Origin of the sequence: Ileibacterium valens (assembly GCF_001945525.1) — a bacterium.
Taxonomy (GTDB): Bacteria; Bacillota_I; Bacilli_A; order Erysipelotrichales; family Erysipelotrichaceae; genus Ileibacterium; species Ileibacterium valens.
Map to the genome: position 1 here is coordinate 1 of NZ_MPJW01000165.1, position 21,619 is coordinate 21,619.

Genomic DNA, 21,619 nt, shown 5'->3' on the forward strand with positions numbered 1-21,619 from the left:
ATGGAAGTGCAGAGATGCATGAAGTTGGCTGATACTAATCGGTCGAGGGCTTGATCGAAGCAAGCGAAGTGTAAAACACAAAGAACAAAGACAACAGACAAGAAGGATGTCGCTGATGTTTGGTTTTGAAAGATCCATGGTGTGGTCTTGATGGCAGAATGGAAATACCCAGACACTTTTCGAACCTGGCAGTCAAGCATTCTAACGGCGACGATAGTGAACAGCGAAAATAGCAAGAGGCCATGCAAACAGCAAGCCGATCTGAGTGAGCAATCACTTCAGATCGGCTTTTTTCTTTATTTCTGAAACTGTTTAAAAATTTATAACCTATTTATTCCGGTTATTAAAGAGTGATATAATTAACTATATTGTATCGTTGTATAATGCATTAACATACTATCGAGACTGTCGAAGCGGTATAGGAAATTACCTGTATTAAATCGTATTTAAACTAACAATAGAATCATTTTGAACATTGATCTTAATTAATATGTTGAATTTTTGAACTTATTGAAAATCTTAAGGAATGCTTGGTAATCGTTAAGCTTTTCAATCTCTAATTTTCACATTTGAAAGGTATGATTTTCATAGGTATTCAATAAATTAATGATACTGGAAAGGAATATTATGAAAAATCTTCGCGTGGCCTGGAATCAGGTCGTAGAACATAAAAAAAGCGTGTTGTTATTGATCGGTATTAACATTCTCAACATGATCGCAATTGGGTTGATAAGCGCTCTGTTTAATGGCTTGTTCAGAGATTTCTGGCAGCCGATTATCACAATTCTTATGGCGGTTGTAGACTTGGGAATCGCTTATTTTACAATTATCTCTTCAATTGAGATTCTTAAGAAAACAGTCTTTGAAAATCAAAGGATGGACTTTTTAGAGATGTATAAGGAATTTTTCCGGTATGGATTTGAGAATTGGAAAAAGTACCTGAAAACATATCTCATTTGGAATGTTCTCCTCAGTGTATTGACTGCATTTGGAATCGGCTTGATCAGTTTCTTTTTCTTCTCATTACTGGCTGGTGGATTTGCTTACTCGATCTATGATAAACTGTACTATTTCTCATACATCTACGAATATGCAGATGCTTATGCGATTGGAGAGATGATTACTTCGATTCTTCCATTTATCCTTTTAATAATTGCTTTTGCAGCATTAATTACTGTAGTCGGCGGAACTGTTTCTAATTCAATCAGCTACTACGGGGTTTATAAAATTGCGGCTGAAGAAAATCAGGAAGAAGGATATACTCCAAACTTTTCCGATTGCCTTTTGTTGGCCTTCCTGCCAATTGGTGTAACCAGCGGAATAGCTATCATCCTTGTTGTTTTGTTGGTATTGGGTTTTATGCTGAATCCGGTATTTGGATTATTTGCTTCTTTTATTTTCATGATTTTATGGATTCTAATTGCAATTGCCAATTTAGTTTATACTGAAGTAGCCTATGTGAAAATTTTGATGGATGTAAACGATGATCAGCTTGGAAACTACTATGAAAAACCAGTTTATGGACAATTTACTGAAGAGCTGAATACTCCAGTCATAGACCAGGGTGTAAATGATATCCAGTCATCTGACTGTTTTAATCAGGATCCAATGAAAGCTAATACTCCATTACCTGATCTTCCTACTACACAGATTCAGGTCGATGTGACAAAAACTGAAATGGTCGAACCAAATGAGTTTGCTTCAGATAATTTAGAGCCTGATTCAGATATCACTCAGACTATTATTACCCAAACATCAAACAAACCAAATGAAAATACAGAAGATCTATCAGCAGACGAATCCATTAAACAGGAAGAAAATTCGACTAAAAAGGATACAGATGTCAATCTTTAGCTGAATTGACGGCAATAGGAATCAAAAGGAATCCAACGAAATGCTGGATTCCTTTTTTTTTAACAGGTTTACGTAAGATTTTCTATAGTCCTTTTGGGATTTTGATTTTTATTGAAGCAACCGTAAAACAGGACTTGATTTGTAAAAGAAAAAGTGGATTCAGACTGCAGCAGAATACACGAAATGTTTGTTTCTGAGTTTTGCTGAGGCTTCCATCCGATACTAGATCGAAATGATTTCTTCCATCACTTCCAAGACTTCAGCTTCTAATTCCTCCTTTCTCTGATTATCCAGCGTTTCCAGGAAATGTTCAATCTTTTCACAGGCTTTCTTGATGTTATCAAGACTTGTAGCATAAGAAATTCTGACAAAACCTTCACCATGTACTCCAAATGCGGTTCCGGGAACAATTGCCACTTTTTCCTGTTCAAGAAGCTGTGTGCAAAAGTCATCTGAACTCAGTCTGCTGGGTTTGATATTGGCAAAAACATAGAACGTTCCATGAGGCATATTGGTCTTCAGCCCCATTTTATTCAAACGGCTCACCAGCAAATTCCGGCGCTGTTCATAGCTTTTTTTCATTTCCAGAACGTCCGGATATCCATTTTTTAAAGCTTCGATGGCTGCGTGTTGAGCAGGAGTAGGTGCAGACATAATCACGAACTGGTGGATCTTTAACATCAGACTCGAAATTTCACGGCTGGAAAGCGTGTATCCCAGTCTCCACCCCGTCATCGCAAAGGCTTTTGAAAAACCATTGATTACAATGACCTGATCTTTTACTTCATCAAACTGGGCAAGGGAAGCAAATTCACCATCAAACGTCAACTCTGCATAAATTTCATCCGAAATGACATAAATGCCGCTTTTCTTAATGATGGGAACAAGTTTCTCGTAATCTTCTCTGGTCATGACTCCACCAGTTGGATTGGATGGGTAGTTAAGAATGATTGCTTTTGTTTTATCTGTGATAGCTTTCTCTAAATCCTCAGGAAGAAGCTTGAATTCAGTTTCTTCCTTTAATTCAATAAATACCGGTTTGGCATGCTGTAAAAGAATTGCTGGTTCATACGCAACATAATTCGGATCCAATACGATAACTTCATCACCTGGTTCTAAAAGTGTTCTGCAGCATAAATCAACCGCTTCGCTGCCACCGACGGTTACAATGATTTCCTTATCAGGATCATATTTTGTTCCATAATGTTCATCATGAAATTTAGAAATTTCCTGACGAAGTCTCAGCAGCCCACGGTTTGCGGTGTAATGAGTCTGTCCATTGGCAAGAGAATCGACACCAGCTTCAGTCACATGCCATGGCGTATCGAAATCAGGCTCACCAACCCCTAAGGAAATAACGCCTTTCATACTCGAAGCCAGATCAAAAAATTTACGGATGCCACTGGGCTTGATATCAATGACAGCTTGGGATGGTTTTTTTATCATGCGCTCACCACCAGTCTTTCTTCAATAACTTTTTCCTTGCCATCGCCAGTCAAAAGGCCGCTTTGCTTATACTGTTTCAAAACAAACAGAGTTTTTGTTGAGTTAACATCCTGAATACAGGCAATTTTATCAGAAACGAATCGAGCAACTTCAAACATGGTTTTCCCCTGGACAAGACAAATGAAATCTGAATCACCGGTGATCAGGTACATTGAATCAACTTCAGGATAATTTGCGATCAGACTCGCAGTATAATCGTATCCTTTATCCCGTTGAGGCTTGATATCGACTTCGATAAAGGCCATAACAAGTTCATCTTTGAGTACCTTGTTATAGTTAATGACCGTATGATACCCGCAGATGATCTTATTTTTTTCCATTTCATCAATCTGTTCGGCCACTTCCTGCTCATCTTCTCCTAAAATTTCCGCTAAATCTCTTGCATTTAAGCGAGCATCCTTTTCGAGAAGACGAAGCAACTCCTGAATATTCATAACAGATCTCTCCTTTTCATTTTTGTTCATTATAAACGCTGTTATCAAATCTTGAAACATTGTTTCATTCCTGATGATAAACTAAGACCTTCTTTACTGATTTCACATCATTTGTAAACCAGCTCTTACCGAAAGGTTCAACTTGATAGGAATTTAAAAGACTGAAGAAAGAAGTGAAGAAAAAAGGTTTAATCCGTTTGATATTCAGACTTAATAATGAATTGGTAAACAAGTAAATATAATTTTACAAATTTGCTAGTCATCCTTCTTTAAAACAGGATAGAATAAAAGCAGATCCATGTTCGAGTGAGTTTTGGCTGGCTGCAAGGTCCTGTCTAAAAAAGAATTCACCGCGAAATTTTCAGGATTCTGAGAACCCCTGAAAGTTTTGCGTTTAACTGCCGGCTGTTTGATCATTGAGGTTTCGCAGTATCTGAATAACGCTGTTTTATAATCGTAAATCACAAACAAGAAAGCGTTTCCAGATAACGAGCCATCGATCAAATAATCGATTTGCGGTTAAAATTGTTGCAAATTCTTAAAAAAGATAGGGCTTGAAAATGCTGAAGTACTCATCTAAAATATGGTTGATATTTAAAGGAGGATTTACTGAAAATGACAGTAAAAGTCGCATTAAATGGTTTCGGCCGTATCGGACGTCTTGCTTTCCGTCAGATGTTTGATGACCCTAACTACGAAGTTGTTGCTATCAATGACTTAACTAACCCAGAAATGTTAGCTCACCTTTTAAAGTATGACTCTACTCAGGGTACTTACAAATTAGCTGACAAAGTTGAATCAACTGAAGATTCCATCATCGTTGATGGTAAAGAAATCAAAATCTACAAAGAAGCTGATGCTTCCAAACTGCCTTGGGGCGACCTGGATGTTGACGTAGTTCTTGAATGTACTGGTTTCTATACTTCTAAGGCAAAAGCTCAGGCTCACGTAGACGCTGGAGCTAAAAAAGTTGTTATTTCCGCACCTGCTGGAAACGACCTGCCAACCGTTGTTTACAACGTTAACCAGGAAATCCTGAAACCTGAAGACACAATTATTTCTGCTGCATCCTGCACAACGAACTGCTTAGCTCCTATGGCTAAAGCTTTGAACGAACTGGCTCCTATTAAATCCGGTATCATGACTACTGTACATGCTTACACTGGTGACCAGATGACTCTGGATGGACCACAGAGAAAAGGTGACAAACGTCGTTCCCGCGCTGCTGCTGTTAACATCGTTCCTAACTCTACTGGTGCTGCTAAAGCTATCGGTCTGGTTATTCCTGAACTGAATGGAAAACTGATCGGTTCCGCTCAGCGTGTTCCTGTTCCTACAGGATCCACTACTATCCTTGTAGCTGAAGTTGAAGGTGAAGTTACAACTGATCAGGTTAACGCTGCAATGGCTGCTGCTGAAACTGAAAGCTTCGGTTACAACACTGAAGAAATCGTTTCTTCTGACGTAATCGGTATGACTTACGGTTCTCTGTTTGATGCTACTCAGACTATGGCTACTCCTACTGGAGATGGAAACACTCTGGTACAGGTTGTATCCTGGTATGATAACGAAAACTCCTACACCTCTCAGATGGTTCGTACTATTAAGTACTTCGCTGAACTGGGACAGGAAAAAGCTTAATTACCCCCATTTATTAAGATTTAGCGATAGGTATCCTTCGGGATACCTTTTTTTGTAAAACAATTAAAACAGATTTATAGAACTTTAAGGTTCAGCTTATAGGCTTACATCAGAAATACTCGGTAAATGCTATGAATACAGATAAGAAAACCACAATGAAGAGATGACTGAATGACGGCAGTTAATTCAGGAATTGATTGGACAAAAACCAAAGGAGAAGAAAAAAATGAAGCGTTATTTAAGTGTTTTGGTAAAGAAGTCTCAATCAGAAGATGAATACAAAATAAAAAACCATCCTATTTTAAAACAGAGAATAAGAATAACAGCTCTATTTGGTGGAATTACAGCTCTTTTCTTATCATTGATGGGATGTATGTCAACAAATGATTTTTCACCGGTTTCTTTTTCAAATAAATCTGTTGAAGCACTCAATTCCCACGATACTTCTCCTGCTTCAGAAGAAATTGCAAAGGAGGCTGCTGATGATTCCGAAATTCAGATGAATCAGGAAGATTCTGGATGGATTGACCCTGCAAATATGGATCAGACAAAAATGGTCTACACAGTAAATGTCAGTATGGAAACCCGGGATTATGAAAAAACGTGGTCAGGAGTCAGAGCTGATATCGAGAAAGCAGGTGGATTTATCACAGCAGAAAACCTCTCTAATCATTCTTATTATGATAATCCATCTGCTCATGAGCGTTCTTTAGCAGACGAATCTTCGCTGAGTCAGGATATTTATTATGGATCGTATACCCTGCGAATTCCTGCGAAAAACCTTGATTCCTTCTTAAATGAGATTGATAACGATGGCAATGTAGTTTCTCTTTCCAAGAATGCTGACAACATCTATAAGCGCTATTCACAGACTGAAGAACAGATCAAATTTCTTGAAAAACAAAGCGATCGGTTAAAGGAACTTCTCTCTCAGGCAAAAGATTTGTCTGAAATCATTGATATCGAGCAAAAGCAGATGGAAGTAGATCAGCAGCTTAAGGACTATAGAGAACAGCTGTCCAGCATGGATATGGATGTTGAATATTCCACAGTGTATCTGAACATTGAAAAGGTTGAAGTATTGAGCAGCCCAAAGGAAAGTTTTATCGATAATCTAACTTTTGCATTGAAAAATACCTGGTCATACATGCTTTTAGGTCTGCAGAATCTGCTGATCTTCCTGATTTATCTGTTTCCATGGATTGTGGTGATCGGACTGCTTTTATGGCTGATTCGAAAGTTTTACTGGAAGAAAAAACATATAGGAAACAAAGATCATCATTTTAAAAAATTCAGAAATAAAGAAATGTCCGATCAGGAATTTAAAAATCAGAATCTTCCGGAATTAAAAAACCATCAGGACGACCAGAATAAGCAGAAAGATTCTGATCAGTCTGATTCTTCCGCAAGAGAAGAATAATCAATCCGTTTTCAAAGGGAAAATAAATAATAAATATGGATCTGGATTGATCCCTGATTTTAAGCGATTTTTGAAAATTATCCTATCAAAATTTATTGGAATCAACGCCAGCCTGAAGTCAAAATTCAAGCTGGCCTTTCTGTATCAAAATTTTCTTTTTCTGCAGCATGATTGAAGGCGGGAGTCCTAGTAACGCTCTGTTTGCTGGGGAAGTCTATAGACCAACTCATAATAAAACCTGTAAAAATTGGCAATTTTGCATGAATTCAAAAATTCGGTATGATTACAATGTTTAGCTGTTTCTTCGATCTGGAAGAATAGCTGACTGCGATAGAATAATTAGCGTTAATTGAATTAAAGCTCGTTGAGAATAGAAAGAAGGCACTGATATGGCAATTCGTGAAAGACTCGTTGATGATGAACGTGATAATCTGACAAAAGATGTAGACGACCTTGATGCAGCCTACATTGAAAATATGAGAGATGAAGGAATTGATCCTGCATTAATTGAACAGTTTGCAGCATTGCTCAAAATGACTGATTCTGATGATAATAACTAGCTTCTGTTTTAAATAAAAGATGGAAAATAATCTGAAATAAACAAGATTTGTCACTTTATATTGCTAGAATGATCCTGAAATTCAAAGCAGGATTCTTCTGAAAAGGAGATCGTTATGAAGCTTTACAACACCTATACACAGAAAACAGAAGAAATCAAACCGATTGAAGAGAATAAAATTTCAATGTATGTCTGTGGTCCAACCGTATACAATTACCCGCATATAGGAAATGCCCGACCAATTGTGGTTTTTGATACCCTTGTCAATACTTTAGAAGCATTAGGCTATGAGGTCACATATGCATCCAACTACACCGATGTGGATGACAAGATTATTGCAAAAGCCATCGAGGAAGGAGTCAGTGAAAAAGAGATCACAGATCGATACATCGAAGTTTATGCAAAAACGAGAACTGATCTCGGGGCCAGACAACCAGATTATGCTCCACGCGTGACCGAGACGATGGATCACATCATTCAGTTTATTGATGAGCTGGTTAAAAATGGAGCGGCTTATCAGGCCGGAAATGATGTATATTACCGGGTAAATAGCGATCATTGCTATGGGGAATTGTCCCATCAGAGAGTTGACGATCTGCTTGTCGGAGCCAGAATTGATGAAAATGAAAACAAGGAATCTCCACTTGATTTTACACTCTGGAAAAAGACTGATAAGGGGATTCAGTGGGATTCTCCATGGGGTAAGGGACGGCCAGGATGGCATACCGAATGTGTCGTCATGATTCAGGATGTCTTTAAAAAGAACTTGATTGATATACATGGTGGGGGAATGGATCTGAAATTTCCGCACCATGAAAATGAAGTCGCGCAGTGCCGTTCGCTGCATGATACCTCTTTGGCCAATACCTGGGTTCATAACGGTATGATTAACATTGACAATGAAAAAATGTCCAAATCGCTTGGAAATGTCTTATGGGCTAAGGATCTGATTGAACAGTATAGCGGACCAGTGGTTCGCTGGATGATGGTTTCCACGCATTACAGAGCTCCGTTAAACCTGAATGCGGAAGCGCTCGATAATGCAGGAAAAGAGATTAAGAAAATTGAAAAGCCAGTCCAGCAGGCTCTTCTTATCCTCACTCTGAATCAGATGACTCCTGAATTTGATCAAAATGAACCGCACTACGCTGAATTTATCACTCAGATGGCTGAAGATCTCAATACGCCAAATGCGATTACTGCGTTAATGGCTGCCATCAAGGCTCTCAACACAGCTCTTCGCAAACGTGAACCTGATTTAGAAGAAGTAGCCTTACTATGTGGATCAGTCAATCAGATGATGAAGATCCTGGGAGTGAGAATGAATGTGCATATCCCTGATGAAACTGAAATTGAAACCTGGAAAAACTGGAAACAGGCTGTTAAGGAAAAAGACTTCGAAAAAGCAGATGGTCTGCGTGCGCAGCTGATGGAAGCAGGATTGGTATAATGGAGATTGTTACAGAGAATCCAGTCAGCTTAGCCTGGATTGGCGATGCCATTTATTCATTAAAAGCCAGAAATCATATTCTCAATAAGGGGATTCAGAAACCTGCGGTCTTTGAACGTGCGAGTGCTAAAATTTGTTCTGCAAGAGGGCAGGCTGCGATCCTGAATGAACTAAATCAGAGAAATTTCTTTCTTGAAGACGAAGAAGAAATGCTTCGCCGAGGCCGAAATGCCAACGTGAATACCACTGCAAAAAACGCTGACCGCAAGACATATATGCAGGCAACAGCTCTTGAATGTCTGGTCGGTTATCTTAGCCGCTACCACCATGAAGAAAGGCTGAATCAGCTGCTTGATCTCTGTATGGAAATTGGAGATACGCTATGATCGTTTATGGCAAAAATGTCCTCAGCCAGCTGCAGGAAGACCCTTCTCAGATCCTTGAAATCTATTTACTGGATGGCTTTCGAGATAAAAAGATACTGGACATGATTTCGAAACAACATATTCGAAATTCTACAGTCTCCAGGGCTTATCTTGATCGATTAACCGATCGGGGAATCCATCAGGGGGTTGCAGCCAAGGTTAAGGATATTCCTTTATATTCGGTGGAAGATCTGATCAGAATGGTTCCTGAAAAAGAAAATGGTTTCTTCATCGCACTCGATGAACTGCAGGATCCACACAATTTAGGAGCCATCCTAAGAACAGCGGATGCCGCTGGAGCGAATGGAGTTCTGATTACAAAACACAACTCAGCTTCATTAACACCAGCCGCCATTAAAGCCAGTACTGGAGCGGCTTATACCGTTCCAGTATCCTGTGTAACCAATCTGTCCAACGCTATCGATACCCTCAAGGATAATGGATACTGGGCAATTGCTACTGATTTTGAAAACGCCAGGGATTACCGGGAAGGAATTTATGATATTCCTGTAGTCATTGTCATTGGAAATGAAGGAAAAGGGATCAGCCGCAACGTAAAAAAGCATTGCGATTATGCCGTCACTTTACCCATGTATGGTAATGTTCAATCGCTGAATGCTTCGGTTGCCGCAGGGATTCTGATGTATGAAGTAGTCAATCAGCGTCATCCATTGTCGAAGTGATTGCTTAGATATGAATCATTTCGGATATTCAAACCAACTGATATAGTTCAATATGGATGTTGAGTAGATGGTTCTGGAATTTCTTCCCTGATTTTTCCACGAATCATCTGGTTGGTTGTATTCTTAAAATTGCCTTAAGAAAATCTGCAGATATGATTTATTTCAGGATAATTGGTCTTGAGCCGCAGTATGGATTGAAAGAAATTGAATCTCTTCCTGTTTGAATTCGAATGCTTTGGGTTTCAGGAGAGAAGAATGGATTCCTTAAAAAATTTGAATGATTACGAACTGATTTACCTGATTATAATGAACGATTCGGAAGCCTTAGATTTGCTGTGCAGGAAATATCGCACGAAAGAGCGCATTTTATATCACGAGCTGTTCGATCAGTCCAAAATTGCCTATACGATTGAAGACTGGTTTCATGATTGTGATCAGGAAATTATTCATGCGGTCTATCGATATAATCCTCAAAGAGGATGTCAGTTTAAGACCTTTCTGGAGCACAACCTTCGAATGATGGCATCGAATGTCAGTCGAGGCTATAAGAGAAAAGCCAGAAAAGATGGTTCTGATCGCCCGGATCAGTCTAAGTATTCTGAAAGAATCGATTACGAATCAACAGGGATGCTCAGAGATCCCCGGGCTCTGGATGGCTCAAAGATCATCGAGAAAATGTATTATGAGCTGATTTTTGAACGATTGAATCAACAGATTACAGACAGGCAAAAGAAAATTGTCCACCTGCTTGCGCAGGGAGTCAAAAAAGCAGAACTGATGAGAGATTATGGTTATTCAAGAGCAGAAATCGCCGATTTAAAAAGGACCTGTTCCAGAATAGTCTGCGAAATTAACAGTCATTGACATAATTTTTGTTCACTGATATATTTTAAATTTGCAAAGGAGGCCGAGTATGGCAGACAAAATAACTCTGGTTTGTGAAGAATGTCTTTCCAGAAACTATACGACTGAGAAGAATAAAAAGGCTCAGACCAAGCGTCTGGAAATTAGAAAATTCTGTCCAAAATGCAATAAACACACTTTGCATAAAGAAGCAAAATAACAATTCAAAAGAAATTTTAGAAAGCGGGATAACAATGGAAAACAACTTAAAAGATCCTACGTTCTCTCCAAAAGCAGTCTTAGCAGAATTAAAGAAAGTACAGTGGCCTTCACTCAAGCAGCTGTTCAGCACGTCTGGACTGGTCGTGATTTTCACGCTGCTCTTTGGGCTTTACTTCTTTGTCTGTGAAATGGCAGCTTCCGGACTGATCAGTTGGATCGTTTCTCTCTAAGTTTTAGCGCCTGAAGTAATAGGATAAAAAAGCTGCTGACCAGAAATGGGTGGCCGCTTTTTCTTTTACAGTTCTTAACCTGATTTCTAAACCGGAATTCATACCCAGCATATTTCTGGTTTTAGAAGGAAAAATCTCATTCAGTCTATGTTAAATCGTTTAATTGGACTGAAGGTCTAATCAGTTGAAGTTTTAAAGATCTGAAAATCGAATTTTGACAGAACGAGCTGCGAAGAAGTTCTCTTAAAGAAATGAAAAGCATTCAATGCTATACTTGGCATTAATGGATCACTTTTGATCAGAATTACCAGAAAGAAAATGAACCAATTCGTATGGTCTGACTCCCTTCTGATCTGCTTTGTCTTTCGAATCTTCTGTTGAAGCTTCTTTGGTGATTGCTTTTAGCAATCGCTCAAAACGAAACAGACTGGAAAAAAATCTGTACTTGCTGTAGAGGACTTAAACCTCAATCTGAGAGCGTTTGACGATGGAAAGATTTGGCGGTATGGTTTTTTTGTCGTGAGTTCGATTCAAACGATGTTCTGATCCGCTTTTGATTTTTTCGATGATGAACATCGAATCAGAAAAATAAAGCAGAATTTCAGAACAATTGTAAATTCTTTTTAAAGGAGATTTAAATTATGGCAGAAGATTTGCAGAAGAACTGGTATGTGGTAAACACTTATGCCGGTATGGAAAGAAGAGTCAAGGAAAACCTCGAACGCCGCATTAAGACAATGGGCCTGGAGGATACTCTGTTTCAGGTGCTGATTGCTGAAACCAAAGAGATCGAAACGAAAAAAGACGGAAAGACCGTAGAAAAGATGCACAATCTTTTTGATGGTTACATTCTGGTCCAGATGCGAATGACAGATGAAGCCTGGTATGTTGTCAGAAATACACCAGGAGTTACCGGATTTATCGGATCGAGTGGAAAAGGGGCTAAACCTTTCCCTGTACCTCAGGAAGAAATAGATAATGTTCTTCGTCAGATGGGTCAGGTCACAGAAGTGACAATTGACTTTGCTCCAGGAGATCAGGTTGAAATCATCGGCGGACCTTTTGAAGGAGATTCCGGAAAAGTCATCAGTCTCGATCAGAATGAAAAGACCGCTTCAGTATCCATCCGTATTTTCGGACGTGAAACTGAAACCGATATACCATTCGCAGATCTGAAAAAGAAAGAAGAAGAATTCTAGAAAATCATTGAGATTCTTGCCTGGTTTTCTGGATATATTGAACGATTTTTAAACAATGTCTTCATTTAAAAAAATAAACTGATAAACTGAAAAAGCGGCAAATTCGGCCGCTTTTTTCTCTATACATAATATGAGATTTCTATCATTCGGTTCTTGGCATTAAACAGGGAACAGAATGAAAATCGACCTTTGATGGAGGAACTGATACCTATGAAAACATTAGTTTTTGATCTTGATGGAACGCTCTATCGAGGAACTGAACCGATCGAAAGCGGAGTCCGATTGGTGAATGAAGCGATGAAGAAGAAGATTCCAGTTTTATTTTTAACCAATAATTCGATGCGGACCCCTGAAGAAAATGTTGCTCATATGGAAAAAATGGGCTATCATAATCTTTTGCCAGAGAAATTCTATAATTCGGCAATGGCTGCGGCAGAATACGTGGCAGCCCATGAAGAGGGGACTAAAGCCTTTTACATTGGTCAGAACGGAATGAAGCAGGCTTTGCTTGATAATGGATTTACCATTACGGATGAAAAACCGGACTTTGTTTTCGTGGGTCTCGATAAAAACGCTGATTATGCGGCTTATTCAAAAGCGCTTGATATGCTTCTGAATGGAGCTAAACTGATCGGAACCAACAAGGATCGAATCCTGGCAAAACCTGGAGGATTTGAAGTTGGAAACGGCTCAGTGGTGGCGCTGTTTGAATATGCGATCAATCAGAAGTCACCGGATATTTCAAAACCAAGTCCGGTCATGATGGATCTGTTCTGCCGCCATTTTGGCCTGAAGCCTGAAGATATTCTTTTAATTGGAGACAATCTGGAAACAGATATTGCCCTTGGATTAAACAGCAATGTTAAAACATTGATGGTTGAAAGCGGCGTTCACCATCGACAAGATATCGAAAGGTTGAATATTCATCCGGATTGGGTAATCGGTGATCTCTCAGAAGTGAGCCCTGAGCAGTTAATGACAATTTAAAAGCGAAGTTGTTATAATGATTTCGGGAAAATAAAGAAGAAAGAGTGATTTGATGGAAAACATTATCAATATTTTATTAATGGTCGATGCAGGACTTTTGATTATTCTGGTTCTGCTTCAGAGCGGAAAATCCGATGGTTTATCGGCAGCCTTTACTGGTTCAGGGGACCTGAACTTGTTCGCGGTTCAGAAAGAGCGCGGGCCTGAAAAAGTGATCAGCCGTATGACACTGGCCTGTGGCATCCTGTTTTTCGTTCTGGTTATATCTTTACAAATAATCTGATCGTAGGGGCCATTACCAAATGGCCCTTTTGAATTTTCTGGGAGGGCGAATATGAGAGATGAAATCATGATGCTTTTTGAAAAGAACAAAAGCATGAATGTAAAAGAGCTTCAAAAACGACTTGGAATCACCAATACGCGTGATTTTAAGGAAATGTGTGTCTGTCTGAATGAACTTGAGGATGAACGTAAACTGTACAACAATCACGTCAAATACATTCTGATCGATAACAAAAATTTCGTTGCGGGTAAGGCAAGAGATGTTTCTCCGATGGAATATGCCGTGTTTAACCGTGACAATAAAGTCTATGTCCCGAAATCAGATTCAAGAATTCTTCTCGATTCCGATGAAGTTCTGGTCAAGATCTCTCGCAAAGGCAATGAAGTCGTTCATATTTATGAACGCGGAATCAAATATGTCGTTGGAACATTTGTAAGCACCAGACGCGGACTTAAATTCCGCAGCGACGTGGATCTTCATACATCTTTTGATGTCATTAATGAAAAAGATTTCGCCCTTTCCAACAATATGAAAGCCGTTGTCAAAGTTGTAGAGTATACGGCTCCTTTAAAAGTTAAAATTGAAAAATTACTCGGTAAGGAAGACGAACCGGGTGTAGATGTAACCGGAATTCTTTGCGAAAACGAAGTTCGTCAGGAGTTCGGCAAAAAAGTCCAGAAGGAACTGGATGATATTCCTACAAAAGTTAAGAAAAAAGAACTCAAAGACCGTTATGATCTGAGAGCTTTAAAGACAGTAACCATCGACGGCGATTCGACTAAGGATTTTGACGATGCCATTTCAGTTGAAAAACTCACGAATGGCGGATGGCGTCTGTATGTTCATATTGCAGACGTATCGCACTATGTCAAGGAAGATGAAGCCATTGATGAAGAAGCCTTCAAACGAGGTACTTCGATTTATGTAGCAGACCGGGTTGTTCCAATGCTGCCATTCCAGCTGTCCAATGGAATCTGTTCATTAAATCCCGATGTTGATCGCCTGACCCTGACCTGTCGAATGGACTTTAACAAGGATGGAATCATGACCGATTACGATATCTTCGATTCAGTTATCCATTCTGATGAAAGATGTACCTATTCCAAGGTCAATGAATACCTTGATAATCCTGGAAGCCATCCTGGCTATGACAAGGTTGGAGACATGCTTCGCGATTTCTCTGATCTTGCCGCTGCATTAAAGAAGCAGACCAAGGACCGTGGACATATCGACTTTGAAACAAAAGAAGCCTATTTCGTACTGGACGAAAAAGGAAAACCAGTCGATGTCGTTGTTAAGGAACGCGGATGGGCTGAACAGATGATTGAGGAGGCTATGATTGCAGCCAATGTAGCTGTTGCTCATGAACTGCACACCAAAAAACTTCCAGGTATGTATCGGGTTCATGAAACCCCGGATCCTGAAAAGATTGAAGCTTTGATCAATATGGCCAGAAGCATGAATGTAAAGTGTGATCTGGATCCAAACAACTGCCGTCCACTTGATGTCGCTAAATTTCTTGACGCCATCGAAGATGAAAATGCGAAGGAAATCCTTTCTTCCGTAGCGATCCGCTCCATGCAGAAAGCTCGTTACAGCGAAGAAAATCTGGGCCATTATGGATTGGCTCTTGAAGAATACTGTCACTTTACTTCTCCGATCCGCCGATATCCGGATCTGCTGATTCATCGTATGTTAAAACGTCATGTCATCGATCGTCAGAACGATGAAAAGACGCTCAAGAAAGATGAAAAGAGAATGAAGAAATCCGCTCTTCACCTTTCTGAAAAAGAACGCGATGCCGTTATGCTGGAACGGGAAGTCAACGATCTGAAATCTGCTCAGTATATGGAAAATAAAGTTGGACAGAAATTTGAAGGAATCATTTCTGGCGTAACCAGCTTTGGATTCTTTGTCGAACTCGACAACACGATCGAAGGTCTGATTCCGCTGCGCACGATGAAGGATGATTACTACATTTACGATGCTGATACGATGTCCTTAAGAGGCGAAAACACCGGCAGGACATTTAAGATGGGAGAACATGTAAATGTCGTATTATCCGATGTCAACGTGCCAAAGCGTCAGGTTACATTCGAACTTGCCCAACCAAAAAGAGAATATCCAGTAAAGGTTGAAGAAGAACTTCCAGTTGTTGAAGGTGAATTCAAGGAAAAAGCGTTGGCTTAATCCCATTTAATCTGAATTCAATATTGAAAGGCAGAACACATATCGTTTCTGCCTTTTTATGTGGAAATTTCAAAATATAATCGAAGACGAGACAAGAGTTGTATATCGTAAGACAGGAAATGGATTTAATATTGAAAACGGGAGCAGCATCGCCGTTATACAGAAGTAAAAATTAGATCATATGTTTAAATTTTGCTAATTTATCCAATTTGGACTTCTATCATGTAAAATACAGTTATTCACACAATTTGGAACATTCACAAAAATCCTAGAATCAATGAAGAGTGAAATATGGTTCTGGATTATTCTGAAATGTCCATAGGATTGACAATGATCCGATTTGCAGCTGATGAAAGTCATAATTCCTGTTGAGAAATGCACAATTCAATCTTTTGTAACTAAACTTGATATGAATTTCTGCGTTTCGCAAGCCTTTGCAGGCCATGCCAATCAGACTTATGATTTTTACTGTAAAATGAAAACTGTTTTTTTTTTAATTTCAATAACCATTTCTTGAAAGGAATCGAAGATTATGTGTGGAATTGTTGGATATATTGGAAGCAGACAGGCAGCGCCCTTACTGCTCGAAGGACTTGCAAAGCTTGAATACCGGGGATATGACAGTGCTGGAATTTCCATTCGCAAACCGAATGGAGAAATCGAAGTTGTAAAAGCCAAGGGGCGTCTAAAGGTTCTTGCTGAAAAAGTAGATGATGGCAATGCAATCATCGGTACAGCCGGAATTGGTCATACGCGTTGGGCAACCCATGGAGAACCCTCCGAAGATAATGCGCATCCTCATGTTTCAACCAATGGGGAAGTCATTGCGGTTCATAACGGAATTATTGAAAACTATCAGGAACTCAAGGACAAACTGGTCAAAGCAGGTTATACCTTCTATTCGCAGACCGATACGGAAGTAGCCGTGAACCTGATTGAGTATTACAGCAACAAATACAAACAGGGACCAGTCGATTCGATTGCCCGTGCCATGATTCGTATCCGGGGATCCTATGCCATGGCAGTCATGTTCAAAAATGAAGATGACTCGATTTATGTCTGCCGCAAGGATTCACCACTGATTATTGGTCTGACTGAAGATGAAGGCTTTATCGCATCTGATGTTCCAGCAATTCTCAATTACACCAACCAGGTTTACTATATCGATAACATGGAAATTGCCAGAGTACAGGACGGAAGTGCTGTTTTCTATAATATCGATCGTGAAGAAACGAAAAAAGATCTGGTTACGATTGAATGGGATGCTCAGGCTGCTGAAAAAGGCGGCTTTGAACATTTCATGATGAAAGAGATCCATGAACAGCCTAAAGCAGCCCGGGATACGATTGGACACTATATCGTGGATGAAGCGATCAATCTGTCCGACATCAGCACTCAGATCGCGCAGCTTGATGGAATTGAACAGATTTATATCGTCGCCTGCGGTTCGGCCTACCATGTTGGAATTGCAGCGCAATACATTATCGAAGACTTTGCAGGAGTTCCTGTCCGTGTCGATTTAGCCAGTGAATTCAGATACCGCAAACCGCTGCTTAAAAAATCGGATTTAGTCATCGTCATCTCTCAGTCCGGAGAAACAGCTGATTCGCTTGCAGCCTTAAGACTTGCCGTTGATCAGGAAATTCCAACTTTGGCAATTGTCAACGTACTTGGAAGTTCAATCGCGCGAGAAGCGGGGGATGTTTTATATACCTATGCGGGTCCTGAAATTGCAGTGGCAACGACCAAAGCCTATTCCACCCAGTTGTTGATTTGCTATGTTCTTGCTGTGGAATGGGGTCTAGCAAAAGGAAGAATCAGTGATGAAGAATATCATCGCCTGATTAAGGAAATCGAAAGTCTGCCTGCAAAAATGGATCGGACTCTCGAAGACAAGGAGCGTATCCAGTGGTTTGCATCCAAGTTTGCCAATGCACATGACATGTTTTTCATCGGACGCGGAATTGACTATGCGATCTCTATGGAAGGCTCTTTAAAAATGAAAGAGATATCCTATGTTCATTCGGAAGCCTATGCCGCTGGAGAACTCAAGCATGGTACGATCTCCTTGATTGAAGATGGAACGCTGACAGTCGGTATTCTGACTCAGCCTGATCTGTATGAAAAAACGATTTCCAATATGGTCGAAGTCAAATCCAGAGGAGGATATATCATGGGACTGACTTCCTATGGAAATTATAATGTAGAAGATACAGCTCATTTTACCGTGTACATTCCTAAAACCGATCCCCATTTTGCTACTTCACTAGCAATCATTCCGCTTCAGCTGATGGGATATTATGTTTCAGTTTCCAAGGGGCTCGACGTCGATAAGCCAAGAAACCTGGCTAAGTCAGTGACTGTTGAATAAGCATTCATTGCAAAACTTCAAAATTCTTGATTATTAACCATAAATTCAAAATAAAGATTATCAAGCAGCCGGCAATTTAGTCAGCTGCTTTTTTGCCTTTCATGTCAATGGATTGGCAGTTGGACAACATTCATTTTCTGAATGATAATAAAAGAACAAAAAGCAGGTATGAATTCTCAAGAATACGGATTCAGATCCTAATTTAAATGCAGTTTCTAATTCTGAAAATGAACAAAACTCAGATAGAAACTTTCTGAAACAGTTTTTTTGATCTGTTTTGGTATTTGTTATTCTGCTAACTGTTAAACTTTTCATCATATCTGCTTTGAAAGGAAGAAATGATTATGCCTAATGATGTTGATCGAACTCTTTCGATGGGAATTGATGCATACAATGCCGGACTTTCTGTCGTGGGAGAATGTGATAAGGAATTACCTGAATTTTCTGTTCAGTTAAATACACCGCTGAGTGTTCAGTATCGAGCTGAACTGCTTTCTTATCTGCTGTTTTTAGCGGAAACTCATGGAAGTGTTGACGAAAGAAGAGCTGAATTTATCCGTAAAGTTCTCGACTATGACTTTAAATCGGATGAATTTACAGATCTGATGCACCGTCTTGATTTGCATAAGCAGGATTTTGGAGGATTGATTCCAACCTCCTTAAGAGCTGCTTATCAATATGATTTAAAACATGGAACAAAAAATGCATCTGAAACGATCATCCGGGTTCTGGATCGGTTAGGAGATGCTTTCCGTCTTTATTCGATGAATAAGGATATGCTTGAAGAAATGGACCAGAGGATTTATATTCTTTCCTTAACCAACTGGCTGGCAGCTCAGGGCTTTTCCGATACGCTGAATATGGCGATTGATGTTCCGTTGCCTGAAGCCATTCCTTCAGCGATTCCATCGTTGGATCTTGCCGGAACTCAGAATCAGTTTGAAAAGCAGACAGAAGAAAAGAGAAAACTTGAAGAAGAGCAGGTTCCTGAGCCAGAAGATCTTGACACTCTAATGAAAGAACTCAATGATCTGACGGGTCTTGATTCCGTCAAGGAAGATGTCAATTCGCTGGTGAATCTGCTTAAGATCAAAAAGCTTCGCAAAGAACGTAATTTCTCAGATATCGATGTCAGCATGCATCTTGTCTTTACCGGAAATCCCGGCACTGGAAAAACCACGGTAGCCAGACTGTTAGCAAGGATCTACCATGCGTTAGGTGCTTTAAGCAAAGGACAGCTGATTGAAGTTGATCGCTCAGAGCTTGTCAGCGGCTATGTCGGACAGACTGCAATCAAGACTCAGGAAGTAACCAATTCAGCAAAAGGCGGCGTGTTGTTCATTGACGAAGCCTATGCACTCACTTCAGGAAAAGACAAGAGCGACTTTGGCTATGAAGCGGTTAACACCCTACTTGTGGAAATGGAAAATAACCGCAGTGATCTGGCGGTCATTGTTGCAGGATATCCTAAACCGATGGAAGATTTTTTACAGTCCAATCCAGGTCTGAAATCCCGCTTTAACAAGTTCATTGATTTTCCAGATTATACGCCCGAAGAATTGTACTCAATCTTTGAATCGATGTGTTCAAAGTCTGGGTATACCTTATCTGAAGATTCAAAAAATAAGGTTAAAGATGTCTTTACCCGGATGTATGAAAACAGAGACAGGGACTTTGCCAATGGGCGAACCGTACGTAATTACTTTGAAAAGGCTATGGTCCATCAGGCCAACCGTCTGGCCAAAGCTTCAGAAATAACCGATGAAATGCTTGCGGCCTTAGAACCTGAAGATCTCGAAGATTATCCAGTAAAAAAATCGGAGAAGAAGGGCGAAAAAAAGTATAAGAGCCAATCAGAGCTGGGGATGAAACCGGATTTAAATGTGAATCATTCTGATCAATCTCTTGATCATTCAATGAATTCAGATTCGGAAATCAATCCGTCTTCACTCCCGTTTAATCCGGAAGAATTCAAGCAGGTTTCAAATGAACTGAGTGCCATTCTGGCTAAAGCAAAAAACGTTTCTTCAGAAACTCAGTCTGATTTATGCGTATATAATGAACCGGATGAATCAGAAGAAGATCATCGGGATAGCTCGAATCAGAGTTCTATGGAACAAAATGATCTTAAAAAGTAAAAAAAGATCCTGAAAGTGTAAAGAAGATTTATGAATTGCTTTTGAATGTGCCATTATTCATGGAAACTAGAGCATTCCTGGAGGTTATATGTCATAGCCTTTTACAATATGAATTGCAGATGTTAGAATTTCAAACGGGTTTTTCACAATTTTTCAGGACAGAAAGGTGACGGTGATTTCATGAAAGCAAAACCAATTCGATCATTTCAGGAAATTGTCAGCAAGGTAGGCAACGATCTGTCCTGGTACATGATTTATCGGGGAATCTCATACGCTCAGGAATCACTGCATATTTCCTTTGATGAGCTGGATGAATCTCCACTTCAAAAATCCCTGTTCATGTATCTGATGAAGCATGAGATGAACCGTCTTATCTCCCAGCATATTTTTTTTGAAGACTGTATGTTGAGTGAAAAAGCGTTCGAAGAAGCCAAGGATTTCTTCATTCTAGCTCATCGGTACACTACGTTTTTATTATCAAGTTATCTGAATTATCTCGACGAATGGGTCAGTGCATTTGATGACTGGGTAAAATATCCACCAGTTCCATTACATAATCTGACAATGGTCAAAAAGGACTGAGAGCTATTCAGAACTTTTGAATCAAATCATACTTAAACGGCTGTCTGTTTCTCAAATTCAAATCTGTTAAAAAAGCTGATTTCAGAGCTTAGAGAATAAATAGCAGCATAAAGCTAAAAATAGAATCAAGTCTAGCCCAGCACAGCGATTGATCACGGATTAAATCGTAATGCTGGGCTTATTTTTATCTTTTTTACATGTTTTCAACATGTATAACAGCTTAAAGATGAGAAGGCGAAATGTTTTATTTTGAGATGTAAGATAAGATTCAATCTTTTTTGCTTGGAATCAAAAATTTGAAAATCGAAAATCAGAGAACTTTTTTAATCAATCAAATCAATATGGTGAATCAGACTACATATAATAACTTGACTCCGAAAAACCCCGAACAAAAGGTAATGGTGAATTAAGAGTATTTTCAAAATAGAAATTCAAAAAGTTGTTCGTAGTCAATAAAAAAGTTAACAATTTGGGTGATTTATAAGTTAACAGTTTGGGTGATCAAAATGGGGGCTGAAAGGCTCAGGAACAGACATAAGATAGAGTAGCCAATGTCTGTTTCTGAGCCTGCAAGCCCCCATTTTCGGCTCCCCTCATTCCCC

At 39.5% G+C, this 21,619-nt stretch carries 19 protein-coding genes and 1 rRNA gene; 18 read left to right on the forward strand and 2 right to left on the reverse strand.

Annotated features, from left to right (window positions below; all coding sequences use genetic code 11):
- The first annotated feature begins 140 nt into the window (after positions 1-140).
- Positions 141-246, forward strand: a 5S ribosomal RNA gene (gene rrf, locus BO222_RS08415).
- A gap of 381 nt (positions 247-627) precedes the next feature.
- Positions 628-1,854 (forward strand): hypothetical protein, encoded by a 1,227-nt coding sequence (locus BO222_RS08420; RefSeq protein WP_075820121.1) that lies wholly within the window; start codon positions 628-630, stop codon positions 1,852-1,854.
- 222 nt (positions 1,855-2,076) lie between these two features.
- Here BO222_RS08420 and BO222_RS08425 read toward each other — a convergent pair whose 3' ends face one another.
- Both BO222_RS08425 and BO222_RS08430 read right to left on the reverse strand, forming a co-directional pair.
- Positions 2,077-3,300 (reverse strand): pyridoxal phosphate-dependent aminotransferase, encoded by a 1,224-nt coding sequence (locus tag BO222_RS08425; protein WP_075820123.1) that lies wholly within the window; start codon positions 3,298-3,300, stop codon positions 2,077-2,079.
- Positions 3,297-3,794 (reverse strand): Lrp/AsnC family transcriptional regulator, encoded by a 498-nt coding sequence (locus BO222_RS08430; RefSeq protein ID WP_075820125.1) that lies wholly within the window; start codon positions 3,792-3,794, stop codon positions 3,297-3,299. Before BO222_RS08430 ends, BO222_RS08425 begins: the two co-directional genes overlap by 4 nt.
- Positions 3,795-4,409: 615 nt before the next feature.
- On the opposite strand from BO222_RS08430, the gene gap reads away from it, so the two are divergent.
- From gap to BO222_RS08510, 16 genes are all read left to right on the forward strand, one after another.
- Positions 4,410-5,435, forward strand: a complete 1,026-nt coding sequence (gene gap, locus BO222_RS08440; protein ID WP_075820129.1) for a type I glyceraldehyde-3-phosphate dehydrogenase — start codon at positions 4,410-4,412, stop codon at positions 5,433-5,435.
- 373 nt (positions 5,436-5,808) lie between these two features.
- Positions 5,809-6,855, forward strand: coding sequence for a DUF4349 domain-containing protein (locus BO222_RS08445; RefSeq protein ID WP_075857293.1), 1,047 nt, complete (start codon positions 5,809-5,811; stop codon positions 6,853-6,855).
- 389 nt (positions 6,856-7,244) lie between these two features.
- Complete coding sequence (locus BO222_RS13990) at positions 7,245-7,415, forward strand: hypothetical protein (protein ID WP_178390424.1); 171 nt, start codon at positions 7,245-7,247, stop codon at positions 7,413-7,415.
- A 114-nt stretch (positions 7,416-7,529) separates the two neighbouring features.
- Entirely contained in the window at positions 7,530-8,864 is a 1,335-nt protein-coding gene (gene cysS / locus BO222_RS08450; RefSeq protein ID WP_075820133.1) for a cysteine--tRNA ligase, read from the forward strand.
- Positions 8,864-9,250 (forward strand): Mini-ribonuclease 3, encoded by a 387-nt coding sequence (locus BO222_RS08455; RefSeq protein WP_075820135.1) that lies wholly within the window; start codon positions 8,864-8,866, stop codon positions 9,248-9,250. Before cysS ends, BO222_RS08455 begins: the two co-directional genes overlap by 1 nt.
- Positions 9,247-9,972, forward strand: a complete 726-nt coding sequence (gene rlmB, locus BO222_RS08460) for a 23S rRNA (guanosine(2251)-2'-O)-methyltransferase RlmB (RefSeq protein WP_075820137.1) — start codon at positions 9,247-9,249, stop codon at positions 9,970-9,972. The genes BO222_RS08455 and rlmB overlap by 4 nt, the downstream gene beginning before the upstream one ends.
- Positions 9,973-10,227: 255 nt before the next feature.
- Positions 10,228-10,836 carry a hypothetical protein gene (locus BO222_RS08465; RefSeq protein ID WP_075820140.1) on the forward strand — a complete coding sequence of 203 codons (609 nt, stop codon included), beginning with the start codon at positions 10,228-10,230 and terminating at the stop codon, positions 10,834-10,836.
- Between the two features lie 49 nt (positions 10,837-10,885).
- Positions 10,886-11,035: a 50S ribosomal protein L33 gene (gene rpmG, locus BO222_RS08470; RefSeq protein WP_075820142.1), complete on the forward strand. Its 150-nt coding sequence runs from the start codon at positions 10,886-10,888 to the stop codon at positions 11,033-11,035.
- A 34-nt stretch (positions 11,036-11,069) separates the two neighbouring features.
- The gene (gene secE, locus BO222_RS08475; protein ID WP_075820144.1) at positions 11,070-11,267 is read left to right on the forward strand and encodes a preprotein translocase subunit SecE; all 198 of its coding nucleotides are present in this window, start codon (positions 11,070-11,072) and stop codon (positions 11,265-11,267) included.
- Positions 11,268-11,908: 641 nt separating this feature from the next.
- The gene (gene nusG / locus BO222_RS08480) at positions 11,909-12,466 is read left to right on the forward strand and encodes a transcription termination/antitermination protein NusG (protein ID WP_075820147.1); all 558 of its coding nucleotides are present in this window, start codon (positions 11,909-11,911) and stop codon (positions 12,464-12,466) included.
- A gap of 210 nt (positions 12,467-12,676) precedes the next feature.
- Positions 12,677-13,453 carry an HAD-IIA family hydrolase gene (locus tag BO222_RS08485; protein ID WP_075820149.1) on the forward strand — a complete coding sequence of 259 codons (777 nt, stop codon included), beginning with the start codon at positions 12,677-12,679 and terminating at the stop codon, positions 13,451-13,453.
- Positions 13,454-13,505: 52 nt separating this feature from the next.
- Positions 13,506-13,736, forward strand: coding sequence for a preprotein translocase subunit SecG (gene secG / locus BO222_RS08490; protein ID WP_075820151.1), 231 nt, complete (start codon positions 13,506-13,508; stop codon positions 13,734-13,736).
- Positions 13,737-13,787: 51 nt separating this feature from the next.
- Positions 13,788-15,926: a ribonuclease R gene (gene rnr / locus BO222_RS08495; RefSeq protein ID WP_075820153.1), complete on the forward strand. Its 2,139-nt coding sequence runs from the start codon at positions 13,788-13,790 to the stop codon at positions 15,924-15,926.
- 532 nt (positions 15,927-16,458) lie between these two features.
- The gene (gene glmS / locus BO222_RS08500) at positions 16,459-18,297 is read left to right on the forward strand and encodes a glutamine--fructose-6-phosphate transaminase (isomerizing) (RefSeq protein WP_075820155.1); all 1,839 of its coding nucleotides are present in this window, start codon (positions 16,459-16,461) and stop codon (positions 18,295-18,297) included.
- Positions 18,298-18,641: 344 nt separating this feature from the next.
- Positions 18,642-20,435, forward strand: a complete 1,794-nt coding sequence (locus BO222_RS08505; RefSeq protein ID WP_075820157.1) for an AAA family ATPase — start codon at positions 18,642-18,644, stop codon at positions 20,433-20,435.
- A gap of 180 nt (positions 20,436-20,615) precedes the next feature.
- Positions 20,616-21,017, forward strand: a complete 402-nt coding sequence (locus tag BO222_RS08510; RefSeq protein ID WP_075820160.1) for a hypothetical protein — start codon at positions 20,616-20,618, stop codon at positions 21,015-21,017.
- The last annotated feature ends 602 nt before the right edge of the window (positions 21,018-21,619 follow it).

What these genes read in the sequence shown, in the direction of transcription:
- BO222_RS08420 (WP_075820121.1), top strand. Translation starts at nt 628, where the DNA reads ATGAAAAATCTTCGCGTGGCCTGGAATCAGGTCGTAGAACATAAAAAA.
- BO222_RS08425 (WP_075820123.1), bottom strand. Translation starts at nt 3,300, where the DNA reads ATGATAAAAAAACCATCCCAAGCTGTCATTGATATCAAGCCCAGTGGC.
- BO222_RS08430 (WP_075820125.1), bottom strand. Translation starts at nt 3,794, where the DNA reads ATGAATATTCAGGAGTTGCTTCGTCTTCTCGAAAAGGATGCTCGCTTA.
- gap (WP_075820129.1), top strand. Translation starts at nt 4,410, where the DNA reads ATGACAGTAAAAGTCGCATTAAATGGTTTCGGCCGTATCGGACGTCTT.
- BO222_RS08445 (WP_075857293.1), top strand. Translation starts at nt 5,809, where the DNA reads ATGTCAACAAATGATTTTTCACCGGTTTCTTTTTCAAATAAATCTGTT.
- BO222_RS13990 (WP_178390424.1), top strand. Translation starts at nt 7,245, where the DNA reads ATGGCAATTCGTGAAAGACTCGTTGATGATGAACGTGATAATCTGACA.
- cysS (WP_075820133.1), top strand. Translation starts at nt 7,530, where the DNA reads ATGAAGCTTTACAACACCTATACACAGAAAACAGAAGAAATCAAACCG.
- BO222_RS08455 (WP_075820135.1), top strand. Translation starts at nt 8,864, where the DNA reads ATGGAGATTGTTACAGAGAATCCAGTCAGCTTAGCCTGGATTGGCGAT.
- rlmB (WP_075820137.1), top strand. Translation starts at nt 9,247, where the DNA reads ATGATCGTTTATGGCAAAAATGTCCTCAGCCAGCTGCAGGAAGACCCT.
- BO222_RS08465 (WP_075820140.1), top strand. Translation starts at nt 10,228, where the DNA reads ATGGATTCCTTAAAAAATTTGAATGATTACGAACTGATTTACCTGATT.
- rpmG (WP_075820142.1), top strand. Translation starts at nt 10,886, where the DNA reads ATGGCAGACAAAATAACTCTGGTTTGTGAAGAATGTCTTTCCAGAAAC.
- secE (WP_075820144.1), top strand. Translation starts at nt 11,070, where the DNA reads ATGGAAAACAACTTAAAAGATCCTACGTTCTCTCCAAAAGCAGTCTTA.
- nusG (WP_075820147.1), top strand. Translation starts at nt 11,909, where the DNA reads ATGGCAGAAGATTTGCAGAAGAACTGGTATGTGGTAAACACTTATGCC.
- BO222_RS08485 (WP_075820149.1), top strand. Translation starts at nt 12,677, where the DNA reads ATGAAAACATTAGTTTTTGATCTTGATGGAACGCTCTATCGAGGAACT.
- secG (WP_075820151.1), top strand. Translation starts at nt 13,506, where the DNA reads ATGGAAAACATTATCAATATTTTATTAATGGTCGATGCAGGACTTTTG.
- rnr (WP_075820153.1), top strand. Translation starts at nt 13,788, where the DNA reads ATGAGAGATGAAATCATGATGCTTTTTGAAAAGAACAAAAGCATGAAT.
- glmS (WP_075820155.1), top strand. Translation starts at nt 16,459, where the DNA reads ATGTGTGGAATTGTTGGATATATTGGAAGCAGACAGGCAGCGCCCTTA.
- BO222_RS08505 (WP_075820157.1), top strand. Translation starts at nt 18,642, where the DNA reads ATGCCTAATGATGTTGATCGAACTCTTTCGATGGGAATTGATGCATAC.
- BO222_RS08510 (WP_075820160.1), top strand. Translation starts at nt 20,616, where the DNA reads ATGAAAGCAAAACCAATTCGATCATTTCAGGAAATTGTCAGCAAGGTA.